Annotated in this window: 17 protein-coding genes and 1 tRNA gene; 7 read left to right on the forward strand and 11 right to left on the reverse strand. The window is 72.0% G+C overall.

Features of this window, described 5'->3' with window-relative positions:
* Nucleotides 1-19: 19 nt before the first annotated feature.
* Both WMF33_RS00095 and WMF33_RS00100 read right to left on the reverse strand, forming a co-directional pair.
* Nucleotides 20-1816 (reverse strand): ABC transporter ATP-binding protein, encoded by a 1797-nt coding sequence (locus WMF33_RS00095; RefSeq protein ID WP_437335217.1) that lies wholly within the window; start codon nt 1814-1816, stop codon nt 20-22.
* A gap of 26 nt (nt 1817-1842) precedes the next feature.
* Nucleotides 1843-3252: a hypothetical protein gene (locus tag WMF33_RS00100; protein ID WP_437335218.1), complete on the reverse strand. Its 1410-nt coding sequence runs from the start codon at nt 3250-3252 to the stop codon at nt 1843-1845.
* Nucleotides 3253-3641: 389 nt separating this feature from the next.
* Here WMF33_RS00100 and WMF33_RS00105 point away from each other — a divergent pair, with 389 nt between their 5' ends.
* Entirely contained in the window at nt 3642-4253 is a 612-nt protein-coding gene (locus WMF33_RS00105; protein WP_437335219.1) for a zinc-ribbon domain containing protein, read from the forward strand.
* An 84-nt stretch (nt 4254-4337) separates the two neighbouring features.
* Here the strand turns inward: WMF33_RS00105 and WMF33_RS00110 are convergent, their stop codons facing one another.
* The 3 genes from WMF33_RS00110 to WMF33_RS00120 form a co-directional block, all read right to left on the reverse strand.
* Nucleotides 4338-6233, reverse strand: a complete 1896-nt coding sequence (locus WMF33_RS00110) for a serine/threonine-protein kinase (RefSeq protein WP_049949379.1) — start codon at nt 6231-6233, stop codon at nt 4338-4340.
* A gap of 181 nt (nt 6234-6414) precedes the next feature.
* Nucleotides 6415-7257 carry an HAD hydrolase family protein gene (locus WMF33_RS00115; protein WP_437335220.1) on the reverse strand — a complete coding sequence of 281 codons (843 nt, stop codon included), beginning with the start codon at nt 7255-7257 and terminating at the stop codon, nt 6415-6417.
* A 10-nt stretch (nt 7258-7267) separates the two neighbouring features.
* A complete protein-coding gene (locus WMF33_RS00120) occupies nt 7268-8467 on the reverse strand; it encodes a class I SAM-dependent rRNA methyltransferase (protein ID WP_187345835.1) in 1200 nt (399 codons plus the stop codon).
* Nucleotides 8468-8701: 234 nt separating this feature from the next.
* On the opposite strand from WMF33_RS00120, the gene WMF33_RS00125 reads away from it, so the two are divergent.
* Together WMF33_RS00125 and lnt are read left to right on the forward strand one after the other, a co-directional pair.
* Entirely contained in the window at nt 8702-9637 is a 936-nt protein-coding gene (locus WMF33_RS00125; protein ID WP_437335221.1) for a hypothetical protein, read from the forward strand.
* A gap of 238 nt (nt 9638-9875) precedes the next feature.
* A complete protein-coding gene (gene lnt, locus WMF33_RS00130) occupies nt 9876-11645 on the forward strand; it encodes an apolipoprotein N-acyltransferase (RefSeq protein ID WP_437335222.1) in 1770 nt (589 codons plus the stop codon).
* Here lnt and WMF33_RS00135 read toward each other — a convergent pair.
* The 5 genes from WMF33_RS00135 to WMF33_RS00155 all read right to left on the reverse strand — a co-directional run bounded on the left by WMF33_RS00135 (nt 11632) and on the right by WMF33_RS00155 (nt 16873).
* A complete protein-coding gene (locus WMF33_RS00135; protein ID WP_020464737.1) occupies nt 11632-11940 on the reverse strand; it encodes an HU family DNA-binding protein in 309 nt (102 codons plus the stop codon). The two genes, lnt and WMF33_RS00135, sit on opposite strands and share 14 nt — an antisense overlap.
* A 64-nt stretch (nt 11941-12004) precedes the next feature.
* Nucleotides 12005-12544 carry an rRNA maturation RNase YbeY gene (gene ybeY / locus WMF33_RS00140; protein WP_437335223.1) on the reverse strand — a complete coding sequence of 180 codons (540 nt, stop codon included), beginning with the start codon at nt 12542-12544 and terminating at the stop codon, nt 12005-12007.
* Nucleotides 12545-12621: 77 nt separating this feature from the next.
* Nucleotides 12622-13272 carry a fructose-6-phosphate aldolase gene (gene fsa / locus WMF33_RS00145; RefSeq protein ID WP_437335224.1) on the reverse strand — a complete coding sequence of 217 codons (651 nt, stop codon included), beginning with the start codon at nt 13270-13272 and terminating at the stop codon, nt 12622-12624.
* Nucleotides 13273-13433: 161 nt separating this feature from the next.
* Nucleotides 13434-16469 (reverse strand): preprotein translocase subunit SecA, encoded by a 3036-nt coding sequence (gene secA / locus WMF33_RS00150; protein WP_437335225.1) that lies wholly within the window; start codon nt 16467-16469, stop codon nt 13434-13436.
* Nucleotides 16470-16788: 319 nt separating this feature from the next.
* Nucleotides 16789-16873: transfer RNA gene (locus tag WMF33_RS00155), tRNA-Leu, on the reverse strand.
* 547 nt (nt 16874-17420) lie between these two features.
* Here WMF33_RS00155 and WMF33_RS00160 point away from each other — a divergent pair.
* Complete coding sequence (locus tag WMF33_RS00160; protein ID WP_437335226.1) at nt 17421-18059, forward strand: response regulator; 639 nt, start codon at nt 17421-17423, stop codon at nt 18057-18059.
* Here the strand turns inward: WMF33_RS00160 and WMF33_RS00165 are convergent.
* A complete protein-coding gene (locus WMF33_RS00165) occupies nt 18013-18762 on the reverse strand; it encodes a Crp/Fnr family transcriptional regulator (RefSeq protein WP_437335227.1) in 750 nt (249 codons plus the stop codon). The genes WMF33_RS00160 and WMF33_RS00165 overlap by 47 nt on opposite strands.
* Before the next feature lie 346 nt (nt 18763-19108).
* Here WMF33_RS00165 and rpoN point away from each other — a divergent pair, with 346 nt between their 5' ends.
* From rpoN to WMF33_RS00180, 3 genes are all read left to right on the forward strand, one after another.
* Nucleotides 19109-20629 carry an RNA polymerase factor sigma-54 gene (gene rpoN, locus WMF33_RS00170; RefSeq protein WP_061628984.1) on the forward strand — a complete coding sequence of 507 codons (1521 nt, stop codon included), beginning with the start codon at nt 19109-19111 and terminating at the stop codon, nt 20627-20629.
* Nucleotides 20630-20687: 58 nt separating this feature from the next.
* Entirely contained in the window at nt 20688-21671 is a 984-nt protein-coding gene (locus WMF33_RS00175) for a hypothetical protein (protein ID WP_437335228.1), read from the forward strand.
* Between the two features lie 106 nt (nt 21672-21777).
* The gene (locus WMF33_RS00180) at nt 21778-22776 is read left to right on the forward strand and encodes a hypothetical protein (protein ID WP_437335229.1); all 999 of its coding nucleotides are present in this window, start codon (nt 21778-21780) and stop codon (nt 22774-22776) included.
* Nucleotides 22777-22795 lie beyond the last annotated feature (19 nt).

Genomic DNA, 22795 nt, shown 5'->3' on the forward strand with positions numbered 1-22795 from the left:
TCTCCTGAGCCTGGCTGCGTCACGAGAGCTCCACCGGCCGCGAGGACGGCGTCGCCTCGAGGGTGGCGAGATCCTCTTCGAGCTGCTGCTCCTCGGCGAACGACGCGTACAGCCCGCCAGCGCGAACGAGCTCGTCGTGCGTGCCGCGCTCGATGACCTGGCCCTGCTCCAGCACGATGATCGCGTCGCACCGCCGCGCGGCCGCCACCCGGTGCGTGATCAGGATGACGGTCCGCCGCGCGGCCTGTCGCTCGATCGCCGCGAGGATCGCCTGCTCCGTCTTCGCGTCGACGGCGGAGAGCGGATCGTCGAGGACGAGGACGCTCGGCTCGCGCACGAGCGCGCGCGCGAGCGCGACGCGCTGGCGCTGCCCGCCGGACAGCTGCACGCCCCGCTCGCCGACCACCGTGTCGAAGCCGTCCGGCAGCGAGAGGACCTCGTTCAGCACCTCGGCCTCGGCGGCGGCGCCGCGGATGGTCTCGAGCGCGGCGGGCGAGTCCGGATCGTCCAGCGAGTAGCCGATGTTGCGCGCCACCGTGGTCGAGAAGAGGAACGCGTCCTGCTGCGCGTAGCCGATGCTCGCGCGCACGGTCTCCAGGGGCAGATCGCAGATGTCGACGCCGTCCAGGAACACCGTGCCGCGCGGCGTGGGCATGAGCCGGGCGAGCAGCGTGGCGATGGTGCTCTTGCCCGAGCCCGTGCGCCCCACGATCGCGAGCGAGCCGCCCGCCTCGACGTCGAAGCTCACCCCGTCGACCACCTTCCTCGCGCCGTGGGAGAAGCTCAGCTCCTTGACGGAGATGGCGCCGCGGACGACCTCGGGGGCGGGCGTCGGGCCGCTCACGACCTCGGGGATGGCGTCGAAGATGGCCTTGAGCCGCACGTAGCCGGCGCGGCCGCGCTGGACGATCGCGGCGACGAAGCCGAGGGCGAGCACCGGCCACGTGAGCCGCAGCAGCGCGAGCCAGAAGGAGACGAAGTCCCCCCTCGTCATCTGCTGCTCCAGCACGAGCCGCCCGCCGTACCAGAAGACGATGAGCACGCCGACCGAGCTGATGGCCCCCATGAGCGGCCCCATGGATCCGCGCAGCTTGGCGAGCGAGAGGCTCTTCTCGAGGTACGCCTGGTTCGTGCTCGAGAACGCGGCCATCTCGGACGCCTCGAGCGCGAACGAACGGACGACCCGGACGCCCGCGAGGCTCGCGAGGACGCGGTCGCTCATGGCGCCGATCGCCTCCTGGTTGTCGCGGGTGCGGATGAAGAGCTTGGTCGAGAACGACCGGGTGACGAGCATCAGCGCCGGCATCGTCAGGAGCGCCGCGAGCGTGAGCCGCTTCGAGATGTTGAGCATCACGTACAGGGCGCTCGCGAACGCGAAGAGCGAGCCGACGACGTTCAGCAGGCCGAAGCCGAGGAGGAGGCGGACCTGCGTCAGGTCGTTCGTCGCCCGGCTCATGATGTCGCCGGTCGGCATCTTGCGGAAGAAGGCCGGCCCGAGCTTGTGCAGGCGCGCGAGCAGGATCGCCCGGAGCTCGTACTCGACGTTGCGGCCCGCCGTGAAGATGGTGACCCGCGAGAACACGCGCATGACCGCGGCGCCGACGCTCACCGCGAGCATGACGAGCGCCGCCCGCGAGGCCTCGCCCGACTGGAGCTGCACGGCGGCGTCGACGGCGTCCTTGACGAGGAAGTCGCGCTTGGCCATGAGCAGCTGCTGCGTCGCGAGCAGCGCCGAGCCGGTCAGGTAGAGCGGGAGCTTGCTGCGGAACTGGGCGCCGAGGCCCACGGGGTAGGTTGAAGGATCGCGCTTGACCATTGCGGGGGAGTGCCGCGCGGCGACGCTCAGCGCGCCTTGCGCGGCGTCGGCGCGAGCGGCTTGCGGTGCGATGTCGAGAGCGCGGGTCGATCCCGCCCGTCGACCACGAGCTCGAGATCGTCGAGCTCGAGCCTGGTCGCGAGCAGGCCGAGGAGGACGCGCGCGCCTCCGCGGCCATCGAGCTCGCTCACCACGCCGATCTTGTCGCCGAACGGCCCTCGGCGCACGCGGACGCGGCTCCCCTTCTCGAGCGCGCCGCCCTTGGCGGGCTCCGGCGCGGGCTTCGCCGCGGCGTCCGGCTCGCCGGACGGGGCACGCTGCGCCCGCGGCGCGGGCTCGGCCGGCGGCCTCTGCGGAGCTTCGGCCTTCGCCTGCGGCTCCGCCTCGCCGTGCGGCGCTCGCCGGGCCGGGGCGCCGCCCTCTGCGCCGTGCCTCGGCGCGGGCCGCGGCTCTCCTCCGCGACCGGCGCCGCTCGTCGATTTGAACAGCGTCGCCAGGGTCGGCCGGCGGGCGGGGAGGGCGGCCTCGACGCGCTCGTCGCCGCGGGCCCGGGCCTGCTCCATCGATCGCTCGCGCGCCCGGGCCTGCTCGGAGCGCCACCGCTCGTTCTCGGCCTCGAGCTCGGCGTGGGCGCGCGCCCGCTCCTGCTCGATGCCCTCGAGCTTGTGGTCGAGCGCGATGCGATCGTTCTCGCGCGACCACGCGACGAGCCGGTAGATGGGGGCCAGCGCGACGAGCGCGTCCTCGAGCTGCTCGTCGAGGATGTCGGCGTGCTCGATCGCGGTCTCGCGCGGGACCGACCAGCCGATCCAGAGCGGCACCTGACCGTCGGCGGCGCGGCGGAGCATCTCCGTGATCGCGTCGCGCGTGGCCGCGCTGCAGGCCACGCGATCGCCACCGCCGGCGCCGAAGGAGAACTGCTCCGGGAGCGCGTGGAGCGCGCTCGTGAGCTCGGCCGCGAGCGGCGAGGCCGGCTCGCCGGTCGCCTCCTCGGTCGTCGAGAGGCGGGCCCGGAGGTTGTCGACGTCGACCTTCGCGTCCGGGTGGACGGCGAAGCACACCTGCACCTCGCCCTCCGAGATGCGCAGCGCGAGGAACGCGTGCCGCGTGTAGGGGCTCGGATCGTCGATCGCATCGGAGATCGAGCGGCCGCGATCGAGCAGGCGATCGAGCTCGTCGCGCGCGGCCTGATCGCGCCAGAAGAAGACCCACTGGCAGTCGGCCCGGTGCTTGTTGCGGATCGACGGGTGCTCGTCCGAGCCATGGACGTCGACCGAGATGCCGAGCTCGCTCAGCCGGGCGACGACGCCGCGCGCCCAGGCGAGCGCGCGCTGCTTCACCTCGAGGCGGGGGCGCGAGTAGGCCTTCGAGGTCGCCTTTTCGGCGGCGTACGCGTCGAAGTCACGAGCGGTGAGGTGCAGGGAGGGATGGCTCATTGCTTCGACTGGGTGCGAGGCGCGGCGTGGCGTGGCGTGGACGGGCGTGGACGGGCGCAGCCCGCGGTCGGTCACGGGAGGAGCTGAGCTCCTCGTGAAAGTCGCGCGGATGGTATCGTGAGGAGCTTCGAAATCAAAGCCTCCACGCCGCGCGATCGATCCCGGCGATGCGTGGAGGCGGCACGCTTGACCGCCATGACAAGCATGTCACCGTAGGCACTCCCGTGCCCCCTCAAGAGGGCGATCCCACCCAGTTCATCGAGATCCCCGCGTAAATTGCGCATCTCCAGCGCAGCGGGGCCGCTCCCGGGCGCTCCCGTCTACCTCAGTCACCCGAGCACCCGAGCCCGTGAGCCTGCGAGGCCCGTCGGCCTGACGAAAGAGGAATCATGGAACAGCATCGAGACGAGCACATTGTCTGCGCGAGCTGCGGCACGTCGTTCCTATTCTCGGCCGCGGAAGCCGCCGTCTACGCCGAACGGCGGCTCGCGGCCCCGCCGAAGCGGTGCCGGACCTGCCGCCGCGCGCGCAAGGACAACCGAGGGGAGCACGAGAGCGCGTCGACCGCCCGCGCGGCGCAGCACCAGCGCCCTGGGCCGGCCCGGAGCGCCGGCGGCGGGTACCGCGGCGCGGCGCGCGGCGACGGTCGGCCTCGGAAGCCCCACTACACGGGCGACGTGAACGAGTACCGCAGCCCGATGCAGGACGCGTACTCGGGGCTCGCGCCCGCGTGGACGGTGCCGAGCCAGTTCCCGCGCCGTCCGCGCGGCGGCGCGCCCGCCCGCGACGACGGCAACTACCGCGCGCCGTCGTTCGCCGGCGAGCGCCGTGCTCCCGCGCAGGGCCGCGCCGCGGCGCAGCCGCCGCGCGCGCCGCGCAACCGTCCGACGTTCTCGATCACCTGCAAGTCGTGCGGCTCCGAGGGCGAGGTCCCGTTCAAGCCGGTCGAGGGCCGCGACGTGTTCTGTCAGGCGTGCTACCGCGCGCGCAAGCCTTCCTGAAGACCCCGCCAGCGCAGCCGCGAGCGCGCAGCAGCCCAGCCGCCCCAGGCCGGGCTCTCTCGGGCGGAGCAGCCCCGCACCTAGCTAGAGGCTGATCTCGCAGGCGAGCTCGGAGGTGAAGCCGAGCTCGCCGAGCGTGATCGTGACCTTCACGCCCCCGCCGGACGCGCGCCGCGCCGTCTCCTCGACCATCCCCACGACCCACAGCCGGAGCGGCAGCGAGGCGGGGTCGAAGTCGCCGATGTGGAGCGTCACCCGCCCGGTCGGCCCGGTGGCCACGCGCCACGAGCCGAACGTGAAGAGCCGCGACCAGATCGAGGTCCCGCGGCGCATGAGCGACGCGATGTCGGTCAGCGGCCGGGCGAACAACGTGCGCACGAGGCTGTGCAGCTCGCCGCCCACGCCGAGCCTCCCGATGTCGCGCCAGCGCTCGAGATCGCGCAGGACCAGCGACGTCGCGAGCTCCATGTACGCGTCGAGCGCCTCGAGATCGTATCCGACGAGCGCGTTGATCGAGTCGTGCTTGAAGTCGTCGGCGTAGCGGAGCGGCATCTGCGCGACGACCTCGTCGCGCGCGCTCCTCCCGTACTCGTCGACGATGGTGCGGTCGACGCTCCGCAGGACGGGGCCGCGCACCTGGTACTGCCCCCCCGCGAAGCGCGCCGGCAGCGGCCGGACCGGGGTGACGTTGGGCCGCCGCGTGTCGCGCTGCCGGTTGATGAGGGCGCCGAAGTCGGCGCTGCGCACGGTCGGCTCGGCCCGGAGGCCGAGGTCGGCGCTGCGCACCGTGGGGAGCGACTCGCCGCGCTGCGAGAGCAGGGTGGGCTCCGAGCCGCGGCTCCGCAGCGCGTTCGAGAGCGTCGCGCCGGGCGCGGGCTTCGCCGGCTCGGACGACGGCCGCATCATGGGCGGCGCCTCGGTGACGCGGCTGCCCGACACGAGCGGCGGCGAGATGCGCATCGGCGGCGCGGGGCTCACGTCGAACGACGTGCCCGCGCGCGAGCGGTCGCGCGAGGACGAGAGCCGATCGCGCTCGTTCTCCGTCGTGTTCCCGAGGCTCAGCGCCATCCGCCGCTGCACGTTGATGAGCCGGCCGAGCGCCGCCGTCCGCCGCGGCGGCTCGGGCGCGACGCGCTCGAGCTCGCGGACGACGTCGCCGGCCGTCTGGAAGCGCTTCGCGGGATCCTTCTGCAGGAGCCGCTGCACGATCGCCTCGAGCCGCGGGTCGACGGTCACCCCCGCCGAGGCGAGCGTCGGCACCTCCGCGTGCACGACGCGGAACGCCGTCGCCACGGCGGTCGGCGCGCGGAACGGCCGCGTGCCCGTGAGCACCTCGTACAGCAGGACGCCCACCGAGAAGAGATCGCTCCGCCCGTCGAGCGGCGACTCCCCCGTGGCCTGCTCCGGCGACAGGTAGTCCGGCGTCCCGAAGACGACGCCCGTGCGCGTCCGCGGCGAGGGGCCGTCGGAGTCGAGCACCTTGGCGATGCCGAAGTCGAGCAGCCGGACGACGGCCGAGCCGCGGCTCGGATCGAAGGCGATGAAGATGTTCTCGGGCTTGAGATCGCGGTGGATGATCCCGGCGCGGTGCGCGGCGTCGAGCGCCTCCAGCACCGGGATCGCGACCCCGACGGCGGCTTCCATGTCGAGGCGGCCGAAGCGCGCGAGCGCCATGCCCAGCGACTCGCCGTCGAGGTGCTCCATCACGATGTACGGACCGAGCTCGCCGACGCCCGCGTCGATCACGTCGACGATGTTCGGGTGGCGGATCCGGTTGACCGCCTGCGCTTCCTGGAAGAACCGGTGCGAGAGCTCCGAGTTGTCCGCCAGCTCGGGGTGGAGGAATTTGATCGCAACGGCGCGACCTGCGAGCACGTGCTCCGCCCGGAACACGTCGCCCATGCCGCCCCCGCCGATGCGCTCCGCGAGGCGGTACTTGTTGTCGACGAGGAGGCCGGGGGTCGGGGGTCGAAACGCCATCTGCTGCCGCTGGCGGGCGAGGGACCAAGGTCATGGTCCCCGAGAACACGCGCCCCTGTAAAGGGTTGGGAGGCACGCCCCTCCCGAAAGCTCGATCCTATTCCTTCGGGTTGCGTCGCGGCTAGGCTACCTGCTCCAGGTGTGGGGCGGATCGCACGCGAGGCCCTTGCGCGCGGGCAGATCACGGTTCAGGTGCATTCTTCCGCAGTTCGGCGATCCGGCCGGCGATCTCCGCGAATCCGCGGCCCATGGGCAGGGAGGCCACGAACCGCGGCGGCACGGAGAGCTTGCCGAGGTGGGCGCGCACGTTGGCTACGCCGAAGGTCAACGCAAATGCAGCGAAGGCGACGCCGTCGTTGCCGCTGTCGCCCACGAAGGCGTAGCGGTACCGCGCGCGGGTCGGATCCTCGCCGAACCGGCTCGAGAGCAGGCGCACGGCGCCCGTCGCCTTGTCGGACGGGTCGCGGGTGAGGTGGAGGTGGACGCTCGAGACGAGCGTCCTCACCCCCCGCTCGCGCAGCTCGGCGCGCATCCTCTGCACGTCCTCCGGCGGGACGCGCCGGTGCTCGCCGATGTCGATGGTGACATCGGTCACCCTCTGGTCGTTGTCGTCTGCGAGCGCCGCCGCGGGAAAACGACGCACCATGTCATCGGCGAGCGCGACGAGCTCGGCCCGACGGGCCCGCCGCGTGCCGCGGTCGAGCGCGTCGAGCGTGACGACGCGGCTCGCGCCGGCGCTCGGGGCGAGCCCTTCTCCGGGGCCGACCTGCTCGCGGACCAGCGCGACGGCGCCGTTCTCGACGATCGTCGCGTCGATCGGCCATTGCCGCTGGATCACCTCGCCCCATCCGGCGGGCCTGCCGGTGCAGGCGATCAACGCGAGCCCGGTCTCGCGCAGACGGAAGAGCGCGCCGTAGGCGGACTCGGTCAGGGCGCCGTGATCCAGCACGGTGTCGTCGAGGTCGAAGATCACCCCGGCGAGGCCGCGCGCGGCGTCGGGGGTCAGCAGGGAGAGCGGGTCCATCGGGCGATCGTCAGAGCGCGTCGATGCGCGCGATGAGGCTCTTCAGGTAGAGCCCTTCGGGGAAGGCCGCGGGGACGGGGTGGTCGCCCCCCTGGAAATGCCGGTCGAACACCGCCGCCTGCATGCGGGCGTCGCGCGCGCCGAGGGCGAGCACCCGGGTCAGGTCGTCGAGGCTCACGGCGCTGGAGCAGGAGCAGAGCACGACGATGCCGCCCGGCCGCGTGGCGCGGCACGCCCCGGACGCGAGGCGCCGGTAGGCGGTGAGCGCGGCGTCCTTGGAGGCGCGCGTGCCCGCGAGCTTGGGCGGGTCGCAGATGACGAGGTCGAAGCCCCCCTGCCTCGACGCGTTCTGCAGCGCCTTGCGGGCGTCGTCGCGCGTGAACTTGATCCGGTCGAGCAGCCCGTTCTCCCGCGCGCACTCCGCCCCGACCTCGAGCGCCGTCGCGCTCTCGTCGATCGCGAGGACCTCGCTCGCCCCGCCGCGGGCCGCCGCCATGGCGAAGGTGCCGACGAAGCAGAACGCGTCGAGCACGCGCCGGTTGTGGGCGAGCTGCTCCACGCGGGTCCGCAGCGTCCGCTGGTCCAGGTAGAACCCGGTCTTGTGGCCGAGCGCGAGCGGGATCGTGTACCGCAGCCCTCGCTCGACGAACCGCAGCTGATCGAGCCCGAAGTCGCCGCGCACCACGCCGGCGTCGGCGGTGAACCCCTCGAGCTTCGCGAGCGACTCCGGCGTCCTGTCCACGATCGCGCGCGGCGAGAGCGCCGCCTGGAGGGCGTCGAAGATCACGCCCTCGCGGCGCTTGATCCCGATCGTCCCGAGCTGCACGACCGCCGTGTCGCCGAACAGGTCGACGATGAGCCCGGGCAGCCCGTCCCCCTCCGCGTGGATCAGCCGGAAGGCGTCGGTCTCGTGGCCGGGCGCCCGCGCGGGCAGGCCGAGCTCGCGGCGGTGCGCGATGGCGCGCTCGATCCGGTGCCGGAACAGGGCCGCGTCGATCGGCCTGTCCTCGCGCGTGTACATGCGCACCGGGATGGCCGAGCGGGGGGTGTAGAGCCCGCGGCCGAGCACGCTGCCGTACGGGTCGGTGACCACGACCTCGTCGCCGGCGACCGCGCCGCCCTCGATGCGCGCGATCGCCTGAGCGAACACCCAGGGATGCCCCGACCACACCGGCCGAACATGACCCTGCTTCAACGTAACCGTAGGCATGATGAACCCGATTGCTCTCGATGGTGGCGGGGCTGCCGGCGGGGCGGCCGCGCCGTGACGTTTGCCGTGGGAGCTAGTACCCTGCGGGACGGCGCGCGTGTGAACCTTCCGCCACAGCGCGCCGTGGCGGCCGATGCACGCCGGCGTGCTTCATGGCCATGGTGACGACAATCCAGCGAGATGGTCGATGGCATCCCGGTTGCTAACTTCCCTGCACCGAAGAGGAGTCGCCCGATGCGCCGTTGCTTGACCCATGTCCTTGTTGCCGTGGCGATGACCGCGCCGATGAGCGCGCTCGCGCAGGAGAACAACAACTGTCCTCCCGGCGCGTGGTTCTGTGAGGAAGTGGAGCCGCCCGGCGACCCCGCCGCTGAGCCGCCGCCCGCAGCCGCTGCCGAGCCCCCCCCGGCCGAGGCGCTGCCCCCCCCACCGCCGGCCCCACCCCCGCCGCGGGGCAGGCGCGCGACCCGTCCGGCCCCGCCCCCGGTCGTCGTCTACCAGACCTCGCCTTCCGGCCCGCCGCCGCAGGTCATCGTCGTGACGCCCGGGTCCGCTCCCCCGCCGCGCGTGATCGTGCGCCGCATGACCCCGCCCGTTCCGCCTCCGCCGCCGAAGCTGCGCTGGCGCCGGCAGTGGGGCGTCAACTTCCGCGTCCAGGGTCTCATGATGGGCCGCGAGCACGGCGGCGCGGAGGAGGCCGGCATGGGCGGCGTCGGGGTCAGCCTGCGGTACCGGCCCGTCCCCGCGTTCGCGCTCGACCTCGGCGCCGACCTCCTCGCGGGCACCGACTACAACGGCTACGAGCGGACGGAAGTGCCGCTCTCGCTGAGCGGGATGCTGTTCGTCAACCCGCGCAGCCGCACGCAGTTCTACTTCATGGGCGGCCTGAACATGTCGCACGCCGAGGTCGAGCGGCCCTGGGGCGAGGCCGCGGCCAGCGGCGACGAGTTCGTTCCGAACACCGAGTACGACTACTTCGGCGCGCACGGCGGCATCGGCCTCGAATTCCGGCTCTCCCCGCGCCTCGCCCTGAACATCGATGCGCTCGGGTTCGTGCGCAGCCGCACGGACGACGGCGTCGTCCCCGAGTTCAGGGATCCCGAGACCGGACGCACGACCGATACGTCGGGCGGGGGGCTCTTCCGCGGTGGGCTCACCGTTTACTGGTGAGCGTATCGCTCCAGGCCCTCCCTGGCGAACGTCGCGAACGGGCCCGAGCGTAGACAGAGCGAGCGGGGACTGCTGCAGGTCCACGAGCGAGCTCGACCGGCGTGTCGAGCCGTGCAGCAACTCGTCCGACAGGGCCTCGCCTCCTGTCCGCCCTGACCGTGCGAGGCTCGCGGCGGCGTCGATCTCCTCGGGCAGCCGCCGGGCTCCCGGCGGCTCCCGCGCGGTATAACGCCGCATCGTGCCCCAGGCCTCGACCCGACGCGCGCTCCGCGGCTGCGCCCCGCTGCTCCTCTCCGTCGTCGGCGGTGCGACGTTCGCCCTCACGGCCCCCCCCACGGATCTCTATCCCGCCGTCATCGCCGGCCTCGCCCTGCTGGCGGCCGCCGTGCACGACGCCCCGACGTTCTGGCGCGCCTTCGGGCGCGGCGCTGCCTGGGGAACGGCGGCGGGCATCGTGGGCCTGCGCTTCGTGCCGGAGGTCATCCTGCGCTTCACGTCGCTCGGCACGGCGGCCTCCTACCTCGCGCTGATCCTGCTCGCGGCCGCCCAGTCGCTGGTCTGGGCGGTCTGCGGCGGCGTCACGAGCGTGCTCCTCCGGCGCGTGCGCGCCCCGCTCGAGCTCGCCTTCGCGACGGGCGTGTTCGCCGCCGTGGTCCTCCCGACGGTCTTCGGCTGGACGCCGGCGGGCCTCATGAGCCCATGGCCGGCGCTCGTGCAGCTCGCCGACCTCGTCGGCGAGCGCGGCGTCTCGGTCCTGTTCGCCGTGGGGGCCGCCCTGCTCGCCCGCGCGGGCCTCGCCGCGATCGGGGTGGCGCCCGGCGGGCGCCCGCTCGCGCCCGCGCCGGAGCCGCGGTCCGCCCGCCGTCGGCCGCCCCGCGCGATGCTCTTCCCGGCGCTCGCGAGCGCCGCGCTGTTCGGGGGGCTCGCGGCGCACGGCGCGCTCCGGATGGCCGCCGTGGAGCGCGCCAGCGCGGGCCTGCCGACGGCGCGCGTGGCGCTCGTCAACCAGGCCGTGGGGCCTCACGAGCGCTGGCAGCCGAAGAACCACCCGCGGATCCTGCGCTCCTTGCACGAGCTCACGCGGAAGGCCGAGGCCGGCGGCGCCGAGCTCACCCTCTGGCCCGAGGCGGCGTATCCGTACCCGCTCCCGCACAGCGCCCGGCAGGCGCCGCGCGGCGGTCGAGCGATCCTCGGCCCCGGCGTCCGCGGTCCGGTCCTCGCCGGGCTCATCACCCAGGCCCCGCCCGCGAAGGCCGACGACGGCGTGGAGGAACGGAACAGCTACAACTCCGCGACCCTCGTGCTCCCCGACGGGAGCATGCAGCCGACCCAGGACAAGCTGCAGCTGCTCTGGTTCGGCGAGACGGTGCCGGGCGGCGCTTACCTGCCCTGGCTGCGGCGCATCTTTCAGAAGAGCGGCGGGCTCGTCCCGGGCGCGGAGCCGCGCGCGCTCACGCTTCCCCGGGAGCAGGGGCCCGCGCTCCGGATCGGGGTGCTCAACTGCTACGAGGACACGCTCACCGGGGTGGCGCGGCGGATCACCGGCACGCTCGCCCCGAACCTCCTCGTCAACATCACGAACGACGCCTGGTTCACCGGCAGCGCCGAGCCCGAGCTGCACGCGCGGCTCGCGGTCATGCGCGCCGTCGAGCTGCGCCGCGACCTCGTGCGCGCCGTGAACCTCGGTGTCGTGTCGTGGATCGACGCCCGCGGCGTGGTGCGCAGCCGGGACGAGAGCGCTGCGCCGGGGGTGACCTTCGCGACCCCGGCGGTCAGGGATACGCCGCTGACGCTCTACACCCGCCTGGGCGACGCCCCGCTGGCGACGCTGCTCGCCCTCGCGATCGTCGCGTGCGCGCTCAGGGCGCGACGCTCCACGGCGAAAGCATCGCCCCGAGCTCCGGACGTCGCCGCGGGGGCGCGCCCAGCCGCTGGACCTCCGGAACTCGCGTCGCCGGATGCAGCCGCGCAAGCCGCGGCCACCGACGCGCCGCTCAGCCGTCCTTGAGCGCCTTGACGGGCGCCGCGCGGAGCTTGCGGCTCGCCGGCTTGCCCTTGATGGTCATCGGCTGCTTCGTGAACGGATTGATGCCTTCCCGGTCCTGCGTCGCCGGGATCTCCTTCGCCTTGATCTTCACGAGGCCCGGGACCGTGACCTCGCCCGGCCCCTCCGGACCGAGCTCCTTCTTCACCAGCTCGCTGAGCGCATCGAGCACGCTGGCCACGGACTTCTTGTCGAGGTTGGTGGCCTCGGCAAGACCGACGATCATCTGCGCCTTGGTCAGCTTGTTCGAACCGGGCATGTTTCCTCCAAGTCGAAAGGGGGCGTCCGTTTAACAAGCGAGGTTTCGCATCGCAAGGGATAAGTCATTGCGCCCCCGTCTTATTCGGTCTCGCGACGCCGCTGCGAGGCCGGATTCCAGTGGGACTGCTGCCCCGCGCCGCCGCGGCGGCCTCGAGCTCTCGGGTCAACGCCGTCATCTCTCGCTCCTCCGCGTCGGTTTTGTGGTCGTAACCGAGCAGGTGGAGCAGGCCGTGCCCGAGCAGCATCGTGATCTCGTCGAGCAGCGGACGGTCTCGTTCGGCGGCTTGCCGGGCGGCCGTGTCGATCGAGACGATGACGTCGCCGAGCAGGCCGTGCCACGCCGACGGATCCACAGGACCTCGCCGGCCGCGCTTGCGCGACGTGGCGCCGTTCTGCTCCAGCATGGGGAAGGCGAGCACGTCGGTCGGCTTGTCCTTGCGCCGGTACGTGCGGTTCAGCTCGTGGATGGCCTCGTCGTTCACCAGCGCCACGGAGAGCTCCACGCCCTGCAGGGCGAGGTGGGCGAGCATCTTGCTCGCGCGCCGGCGTACGACCGCCGTCGACACCCCCTTGAACGGCCCGCCTTGGGTCGTGATGGACACGACCGCGGGGGCCGCCGGGCGGCTCCCGCGTCGCTTCGTTCCCGGGCTTCCCTTGTCCTTCTCGGCCACGAGGTTCGCTATACCAGCTCCGGGATCTTCTTCGCATCCGCCAAGAACTGCGCGAGGCCGACGTCGGTCAGCGGGTGCTTGGTCAGCTGCTTGATGACCTTGAGCGGCATCGTCACGGCGTGCGAGCCGATCATGGCGGCCTGCACGAAGTGGACGGGGTGCCGCACGCTCGCGGTGAGCACCTGCGTCGGGAAGCCGTAGTTCCTGTAGATCGTCACGACCTGCAGGACCAGGTCCATCCCGTCCCCCGCGGCGTCGTCGACCCGGCCGACGAACGGCGAGATGTACGTGGCCCCAGCCTTGGCCGCGAGCAGCGCCTGGGCAGCCGAGAAGCAGAGGGTGACGTTCGTCCGGATGCCCTCGGCGGCGAAGATCCGCACCGCCTTGAGCCCCTCGTCGATGAGCGGCACCTTGACCACCACGTTCGGGTGGATCTTGGCGAGCTCGCGCCCCTCGCGGAGGATGGCGTCCCGCTCGACCGCCACCACCTCGGCCGAGACGGGGCCGTCGACCACCTCGCAGATCTCGGCGATCACCTGCCTCGTCGGCCTGCCCCCCTTGGCGAGGAGCGACGGGTTCGTGGTCACGCCGTCGATGACCCCCATCGACTGCGCCTCCCTGATTTCCGCGATGTCCCCTGAGTCGATGAACACCTTCATGGTCCTGCCTCCCCGAGCCGACGCGTCGGCCCTCAGGCAGTGTCCATGCTGGGATCAGGCGCCGGAGCAAGGGCCCGGCGCGGGCCCTCGCCGGCGCGCCGCAGGCGTCTTGCGAGCGGGGCGAGCGGGGCGAGCGGGGCGAGCGTGCAGGATGCGCCGGCTCAGACCGTCGCCTCGTCCTCGGCGCCGTGGCACGTGTTGAACGGCTTGCCGCTGCCGCAGGGGCACTCCTGCTCCTGCGTGACGGCGGGCTGCGGCAGCGCCGCCGCCGGGTTCGCGCCGATCGGGAGCGACTCGTCGTGCTGCGCGACCGCGTCGAGCAGCGCCGCCGCGTGGCGCTGGCGATCCGCCGCCTCGATCTGCGCCTCTTCCTGCTCGGCGCGCCTGACGTTCACGCTGAAGAGCTTCGTGACCACGTTCGAGGAGACGCGGGCCACCATGTTGACGAACATGTTGTAGCCCTCCTTCTTGTACTCCTGCTTCGGGTCCTTCTGCCCGTAGCCGCGCAGGCCGATGCCGTCGCGGAGGTGGTCCATGTCGGTCAGGTGGTCGACCCAGGCCTTGTCGAGCTCCTCCAGGTAGAGGTGCCGGAAGATGCGGAGCGACAGCTCGACCCCGATCTCCTCCTCGCGCTTCTCGTACGCCTTCTCGGCGCGCTCGTAGAGCTCGCGCGCCAGCGTCTCCTGATCGCCGATGTGCGCGACGTCGTCCGGCAGCTCGACGCCGAAGTGCTCGCGGAAGCCTTGGAAGATGCCGCCCCAGTCCCAGTCCTCGGGCGGCTTGCGCGCCGGGCACGACTCCTCGACCATCGCGCCGATGATCCGGTCCATCAGATCGAGCAGCCGCTCGCGCTGCTCCGTGAGCGCCTGGGGCACGAGCTCGGCGCACTCGTCGTAGATGTCGAGGACCTTGTCGGGGCGCGACTCGAGCTCGATCTTCACGCCCCAGCGCGTGTAGAGCTCGCGCTGCAGGTTCTCGAGCTCGACGAACCGATCCGTCTTCTCGAAGTCCTTCCGCACGATCTCGCGGCGGTTGCCGTCCTCGTCGAGCGGCATCACCGGATCGTTCGCGAACATCCCGAGCAGGTAGCCGACGTCCGGCCGCACCAGCTCCGCGATCGACGCGAGCGGCTTGATCGTCCGCTTCTCGCCCGTCGGCTTCCCCTCCTCGTCGAGGATCTCGGGGGAGTAGCGGCCGAGGAGCAGCGACTGGCGCATGTCGTAGATCGTCTTGCGCTGCGCGCTCATCACGTCGTCGTACTCGAGCAGGTTCTTGCGGATGTCGAAGTTGCGCTCCTCGACCTTCTTCTGCGCGTTCTCGACGCTCTTCGTCACCCACGGGTGCTCGATGGGCTCGTCGTCCGGCATGCCCATCCGCTCCATCAGGTTCTTCACCCGATCGCCGGCGAAGATGCGCATGAGGTCGTCCTCGAGGGACAGGTAGAACTTCGACGTCCCGGGGTCGCCCTGGCGGCCGGCGCGGCCGCGCAGCTGGTTGTCGATGCGGCGCGACTCGTGCCGCTCGGTGCCCAGGATGTACAGCCCGCCGAGCTCGCGGATCTCGTTGCCCTCCGCGGTGCACTCCTTCTTGAGCTCCTCGACCAGGGCCTCGAACGCCTCGGGCTCCGCCTCGGGCTGGCGGTTCTGCTCCTTGAACTTGAGCTTCGCGAGCATCTCCGCGTTGCCGCCCAGGATGATGTCCGTCCCGCGCCCGGCCATGTTGGTCGACACCGTGATGGCCCCTTTGCGGCCCGCCTGCGCGACCACGTACGCCTCGTTCTCGTGGTGCTTCGCGTTCAGCACGTTGTGCTTCACGCCGCGCTTGGTCAGGATCCGGCTGATCGCGGTGCTCTTCTCGACGCTCGTCGTGCCCACCAGGATCGGCTGGCCGAGCTCGTGCTTTTCGAGGATCTCGTTGATGACCGCCGTGAACTTCTCCTTCTCGGTCTTGTAGACGAGATCCTCGTAGTCGACGCGGACCACCGGCTTGTTCGTGGGGACGATGACGACGTCGAGCTTGTACGTGCTGTGGAACTCCGCCGCTTCGGTGTCCGCGGTGCCGGTCATCCCGGAGAGCTTCTTGTACAGCCGGAAGAGGTTCTGGAAGGTGATCGTCGCCATCGTCCGGCTCTCCTCCTGGATCCGGACGTTCTCCTTCGCCTCGACGGCCTGGTGCAGGCCGTCCGACCACCTCCGGCCCGCGAGGACGCGGCCGGTGAACTCATCGATGATGAGCACCTTGCCCTCGCGCACCATGTAGTTGACATCGCGCTTGTAGAGCGTGTGCGCGCGCAGGCACTGGTTCAGGATGTGCAGCGTCTCGAGGTTGACCGGGTCATAGAGGTTCGTGCCCTTGAGCACCTTGAGCGCCGCGAGCAGCCGCTCCGCCGTCTCGACGCCCTCGTCGGTCAGCGTCACCGAGTGACCCTTCTCGTCGACGGCGAAATGCTCCTCGTTCCGGAGCTGGGGGATGACCTCGTTGATCGTGCGGTACTTGTCGCTCGAGCGCTCGCCCTGGCCGCTGATGATGAGCGGAGTCCGCGCCTCGTCGATGAGGATGGAGTCGACCTCGTCGACGATCGCGTAATGCAGCGGGCGCTGCGCGTACTCGAGCGCCGAGAACTTCATGTTGTCGCGCAGGTAATCGAAGCCGAACTCGTTGTTCTGGCCGTACGTGATGTCGCAGCGGTACGCGTCGCGCTTCTCCGCGTCGCCCTGCTGGTTGACGACCACGCCGGTCGACAGGCCGAGGAAGCCGTAGAGCTTGCCCATCCACTCGGCGTCGCGCCGCGCCAGGTAGTCGTTCACCGTGACGACGTGGACGCCCTTGCCCTCGAGGGCGTTCAGATAGCAGGGGAGCGTCGCGACCAGGGTCTTGCCCTCGCCGGTGCGCATCTCGGCGATGCAGCCGTTGTGGAGCACCATGCCGCCGATGAGCTGCACGTCGTAATGGCGCATCTTGAGCGCGCGCCTCGACGCCTCGCGGCAGACCGCGAACGCCGGGACCAGGATGTCGTCCAGCGTCGCCCCGTTGGAGAGCTTCTCCTTGAACTCCGCGGTCTTCGCCCGAAGCTCGGCGTCCGAGAGCTTCTGCAGCTCCGGCTCCATCCTGCCGATCGCCTCGACCCGCGGTCGCATGCGGCGGATGGCGCGCTCGTGCGAGGTGCCGAAAATCTTCTTCATCGCCCAAGTGAACATCTTTACGTGCCTTGGCTCCGCGGCGGTCAGGTGGGAGGAAAGGGTCCGGCCGAGGAACGCGAACGTAGTCGCGCCGCGGGCGTCGCGCAATTCCGGGACCGCGCGCTCCGTCGACGACGCCGCCGAGGCGAGCCCTCCGCGGCCCGGATGGCGCTGGCCTCCTCCGCCGTCGACGCGCGCTTCCCCCCCCGCGCGCCAGCGGACCACGCCCGCGCACCGGCGACCGCGCCCGGACCGAGCCGCCCCGGAGAGCCGCCCCCTCTGAAGCGACGGGGCGCGTCGCGCCGCTGGGCGGTCGGGTCGTCCAGGATTCAAGCCATGGTGCACGAGGGGGGACTCGAACCCCCAAGCCTCGCGGCGCCGGAACCTAAAACCGGTGCGTATACCAGTTCCGCCACTCGTGCGCGCGGACGCTTGTGGCACCCTACGCCAGCCTCATCAAGCGGGAAATTCAGTTTGCCGCGGTGCGCCGATCGCGTCAGGGCGCGGTGCGCGAGCGGCCCGGACGTTGGCACCCGCACTGGACGCGGAGCCGGGAGCAACGGGCGGATCGGCGGAGCGCGCCGCCCTGGAGGGGCCGCAAACCTGGGCTGGCCCGTGCGCACGAACCGCGCACCGGCGCTCGTGGGCGGGGTAGGCGAGCCGACAGCATGGGGGCGCGCTCGTCGTCGGGGCGGAGGGACGCCGCGGAGGGAGCGCGAAATGGGCACAGCGGCGGCCCGGGCGCCGACGAGCCGGCCTCACCGGCGGCGACGCGCGAAAGGGCCGCGTTGACGCCGAGAACCGCGGCCGACGGGGGCCGGGCGGCGCCGCCGCCGCGCCCTCGGCACGTGCGTTGCGAAGACCGGGGCCGTCCGCGGACGCGGATGCTGCCGCCGAGCGGTGGGACGCGCGCGCGTCGCCGTCCCCGTCGATGCGGCGCACTTCGACTGCAAGCCGCAGGGAACCCCGATGACGTACCAACCGAACGTTCTCCTCTTCGATCAGGACCCTGTCCTCCGGAGGGCCACGGCGCTCCTCCTTGGCAACCGCGGCGCCCTCGTCAGCCCGGCCGCGACCCTGGAGGAGGCGATCTCCCTCTCCCGCGAGCGCGTCTACGACGTCGCGCTCATCGATCTCGCCCCCGGGACGAAAGGCGCCCGGGAGATCCTGGGCCGCCTGCGGCGCGAGGGCGCGCTGCCGCGGCGGATCGTCTTCTGCGCCGAGGAGCCGGTCTCGTGCGACGGCGCGGACGACGTGAGCGAGGTCCTGCTCAAGCCGTACGCCTTCGGCCGGCTGCTCAGCACGATCTTCGTCGAGCAGAGCCCCCGGCCGTCGACGAGGTCCGGGGTCTTCCCTCGCCTCCGGCTGGTCCGCGGCGGCCTCGCCAGCCCGGAGCGCGGCGCGCCGGGCGATCGAGGCGCGCGCGCCTCCGACAGAGCCGCGCAGCTCGATACGGCGGCCCGGCCGGCGGAGCCGCGCGAGGGCGCCGTCGCGGGGGCGAGCGGCGCCGCCGTCGTCCGGCTCCAGCGCAGGGCCCGCAGCGGCGCCTCCGGGCGGACGATCAGGTCGACGCGGCGCGCGCCGCGAGGTGCGCGCCATCCCGGATGACGATCCGCCGCCGGTCAAAGGCGATCAGGCCGGCGCGCTTCAGCTTGCCGAGCAGCAGGGTGACCGTCTCGCGGGTGGAGCCGATCAGCAGCGCGATGTCGGCGTGCGTGAAGGGGGCCGACACCAGCTGACCCGACGCGTGCGGCCGCCCCCACCGCCGGGCAGCGGCGCGGAGAAAGTCGAGCAGGCGCACCTCCACCGTGCAGAGCAGCAGGGAGCCGAGGCGCGCCTCGGTCTCGAGCTTGCGCGAGACGAGCGCCGCAGCGAGCGCCTCGCGGAGCGCGGCGTCGGCGGCGAGCAGCCGCGTGAGCCCGGAGAGCGGCACCACGAGCCCGCTCCCCTCGTCGAGCACGATCGCGCTCTCGGACGCGACCGGCGCGCCCGCGAGCGCGCTCTCGCCGACGAGGTCGCCGGGCCCGCGGTGGCCCAGCGGGACGACCCGCCCCTCGGCCGTGCGCTCGACCTTCACGCGGCCCGCCCCGAGCAGGATCAGGTGCCGCGGCGGCGCGCCCTGCTGGCAGAGGCACTGCCGGCGCGGGAGCCGCTCGATCCTGCCGAGATCGAGCAGCGCGCGCCGGCTCGGTGAGGTCAGCTGCGCCAGGGGCGAGCCAGACAGGATCCGCTCCTTCTCGAGATCCTGCGAGGCGTCGTCGCGCACGCCCTCGTTCCCCAGCGCAGGTCCGCGCACCTTCGGCTGTCCCATCGCGGCTTCGCCCAATCTTTCGGGATTTCAAGCCTCCCGATCGGGAGCCGATGGTGCAACGATCCGTTGACGGGGGCCACGCCGAACAGGCCGAGGACAGCGCTCCGCAGAGGACGGAGAAATCCCGCCGTGGCGGCGCCTGATAACGCGTTCAGCGGCGCGGGACGCAGGGCCTGCGCTATTTTTTTGGTACAGACGTGAAAGCAAGACCCGGGCCGCTGCCCCGTTCGATGCTACGTTGGGGGTGAGGCCACCAATGAAACACTCGATGGCACGAACCTCGCGCAATGCCCCGGCCCCCGTTCGGCGGGTGGCGCAGGCGGCGAACTGAGAGAAGGAGCTCCTCATGGGCATGGAGATGAAGCTCCAGTTCAAGCTGTCCCAGCAGCTTGTGATGACCCCGCAGCTGGTGCAGGCCATCCGGCTGCTGCAGCTCTCGCGGCTCGAGCTGGTCGACGAGATCAGGAAGGAGCTGGACGGCAACCCGGTCCTCGCGGACGACATGACCGACCCGAAGGCGCGGGACGGGGAGAAGGGGGATCAGAGGGGGAGGAACGCCGATCTGCCGACGGAGCAGCGGCTGGAGAACGGCGAGCGGTTCGACCGAGACACCGACATCGCGGCGCGCGAGACGGAAAAGCGGGTCAAGGAGGTGGACTGGGAGCAATTCCTGGAAAACCGCCAGCTGCAGCAGGCGATGCCCGCGCACCGGGGCGGCTTCGAGGAGCTGCCGCCGATCGACCAGAACCTGACGAAGCCGTCGAACCTGCGCGACCACCTGCTCTGGCAGCTCCAGATGAGCGATTTCGTCGAGAACGAGCGGCAGTTCGCCCTGCTCGTCATCGGCAACCTCGACGAGAAGGGGTACCTCGACCTCAAGGGGGGAGAACGTCCGGACGGCACGAAGGGGCCGGATCTGAGCCTCGCCGATCTGGCGCGGGAGGCGGAGCTGCACCCCGAGGACGCCGAGGAGGTGCTGGCGATGATCCAGCGCTTCGACCCGGTCGGGGTCGCGGCGCGCGATCTGTCCGAGTGCCTGCGGGTCCAGGCCGAGGTGCTCGGCTTCGACGAGATCGAGATGGCGATCATCAAGGACCACCTCCACAACGTGGAGCGGCGCAACTTCCCCGCGATCGCGAAGGCGCTGAAGATCTCGCTGGAGGACGTCTACGACGCGGTCCAGGAGATCCAGAAGCTGGAGAGCGTGCCGGCGCGCAATTTCGCCGAGGTCGACGAGAAGACCATCGCCATCACCCCGGACGTGTACGTCATCAAGGACGGCAACCAGTTCGTCGTCACCGACAACGACAAGGGGCTCCAGCGGCTGTACATCAACGAGAACCTCGCCCAGCGGATGCTCAAGGACCCGAAGGCGAAGGAGTTCATCAGCGAGAAGCTCCGGAGCGCGCAGTGGCTGATCCGGGCCATCGAGCAGCGGCGGCGCACGATCATCAAGGTGACCGAGTGCATCGTCGAGAAGCAGCGCGAGTTCCTGGAGCGCGGCGTGGGCTACCTGAAGCCCATGATCCTGCGGGACGTCGCCGAGTCGGTGGGCATGCACGAGTCGACCATCTCCCGCGTGACGTCGAACAAGTACGTGCACACGCCCCAAGGGCTCTTCGAGCTCAAGTACTTCTTCAACTCGTCGATCCACAGGGTGGCTGACGAGGACATCGCCTCGGAGAGCGTCAAGCAGGCGATCAAGAAGATCATCCTGGCCGAGGACAAGTCGAATCCCTACAGCGACCAGGCGATCGTCAAGATCCTCGAGGAGACGGACGGCATCAAGATCGCCCGCCGCACCGTGGCCAAGTACCGCGAGATGCTCGGCATCCTGAGCTCGTCGAAGCGCAAGAAGATGTTCTGAGCGGCGCCGGACGCGCCCGCCCGACCCCCATCCCCGGCCTCTTTGCCGGCCCAACGCCATGCCCGCCGAACCGATCACGGCCGCCCAGCTCTTCGAGCGCACCTTCGCGCCGCACTACCCGCCCGACGTGCTCGCCGACCTCGCGGCCGCGCGCTCCACGGACGCGAACCCGGCCGGAAACCCGTCGATCCTGGCCCAGATCGACCACGCGGCGGAGGTGTTCGCCCGGCTCGCGCCCGGGGCGTTCGGCGCGCCCGACCTCGGGCTCGATTTCTCCGACGCGTCGGTCCACCGGCTGGGCGCGGCGCTGACGCGCGAGCGGCGCGACGCCTGGCTCTCGCCGGCCGAGGGCGCCGCCGACGCGCGCGGTACGTCGGCCGAGGGCGGGGGCGGGGCGCCGCCCATGCTGGTCACCCTCGTGACGCACGGGGCGCTCTACGTCGGCGCGTGCGTCGCCAGGAACCACGGGGGAAAATGGCAGGTCCGGAGGCCGCTGTGGGAGTCGCTGGTCCGGCTCGAGTCGCGCGCGGGGACCGGCGATCTCGCGATCTTCCAGTGGTGGCTCAAGGCGCTCAGCGACGAGGAGATCGGCCGCGGCAGGCTCGCGGACCGCTACCGCACCCACGTGGAGGTGCCGACCTTCGACGCGGAGCGGCTGCCCGTGATCGCGGCGGGCGACCGGCGCATCCCGAGGCTCGCGAAGGTGCGTTACGACACGCTCTACAAGCACCTCCGCGCGCACCTGCCGGAGCTCAGGTCGGTGGGGGAGGATTTCCCGTCCCCGGAGCGCTTCGAGGAGATGGCCTTCAAGAGCCTGGAGTTCGCGCTGCTCGGAGGCGGGCGGATGCTCCTCATGCACGGGGCGACCGCGGAGGGGGTGCACCTGTTCTGGCTCGACGCGAGCGGGTTCGTGAAATCCGTGTACTACCCGGCCGACAGCTTCCCCGCCCACGTGGTCCAGATCGAGGGCCAGAAGATCCGGGTGATCGTGCCGGTCCGCGGCGAGACCCAGGCGCACGAGATGCTCTGGTGGGGGGCGTAGCCGGCCTCGCCCGCGCGCGCCGAGCGCCGGGCCGGAGCGCGCCGGGCTGAAGGCGCGCTCCGGCCCGGCGCTCGCGCACGGAGCGCGCCAGGAGTAGGCTCGCCCCGTGCTCTCGCCCGACGTCCGCTTCGAGGGGTTCACCGCGACCGACTGGGTCCGCGTGCTGTCGTTGTTCCGGCCCAGACGCACGGGCATCGACGAGCGCGAGGTCGATCGGCCGCGCGGCGGCGTCGTCGCGGTCCGCGCGGGCGGCAGGCTCAGGAAGCTCGTGCACACGGACGCCGGCCGGCTCCGGATCGACGACGCGCAGCGCGCCGGCCGGCTCTCCGCCGAGGAGCTCGCCGCGGGCCACCACGCGAGCTGGGCCGCGGTGATCGAAGCGGGCGCCCTCGAGGCCATCGTGGAGCGGTTCGGGGCGCGGGTGCGGCGCGGCGACGACCTCGTCGCGCAGACGCTCCTCTTGCTGCAGCTCGCGCGCGAGGAGCTCCTCGCCGGGAGGATCGATCTCTGGCCGGCGCGGCTGCGCGGCGTGCCGATGCCGTCGCCGGGCGTCGTGCGGGGCACGCTGGAGTCGCTCGCCGGGGCCGGCAAGACGATGGTGATCGGCCTGTTCGAGGGCGGGGAGCTCTGGACGAGCGTCGCGCTCCGCCGCGACGCGCGCGGGATCAACCTGATCCTCGGGCCGGACGAGGTGCGGGAGGACATGGGGCTGCTCGCCGGCGACTGGCGGCGCGACTACCGGCACCTCTCGCGCGCCATCGAGGAGCGGGCAGGGGAGCTGTCGCTCGGCTGCTTCGCCGAGGCGGAGACGATCCGGAAGCTCGAGGTCGACCCGAGCCCGGGCGCCTGGGCGCGGGCGGTCGCGGTGCGCGACGTGATCCTCGCGCCGGTGCCGGCGGCGCTCGCCATCCCGCTCGGGATCGACGCGGGGCGCGCGGCGCTCAGCGCCCTCCGCGCGATCGCGGAGCGGATCGATCCGATGGGGATCGTGGCGCCCGCGATGCGGGCGGTGCTCGAGCGGGCCGGCACCGACAGCGAGATGGCCGCGATGCTGCCGTTCCACCCGCTGGAGCTGCTCCGCAAGCTCATCAGCCGGGATCGCTGACCCGGCGCGCGCATCGCCG

Source organism: Sorangium sp. So ce394 (assembly GCF_051474665.1).
Lineage (GTDB): Bacteria > Myxococcota_A > Polyangia > Polyangiales > Polyangiaceae > Sorangium > Sorangium cellulosum_D.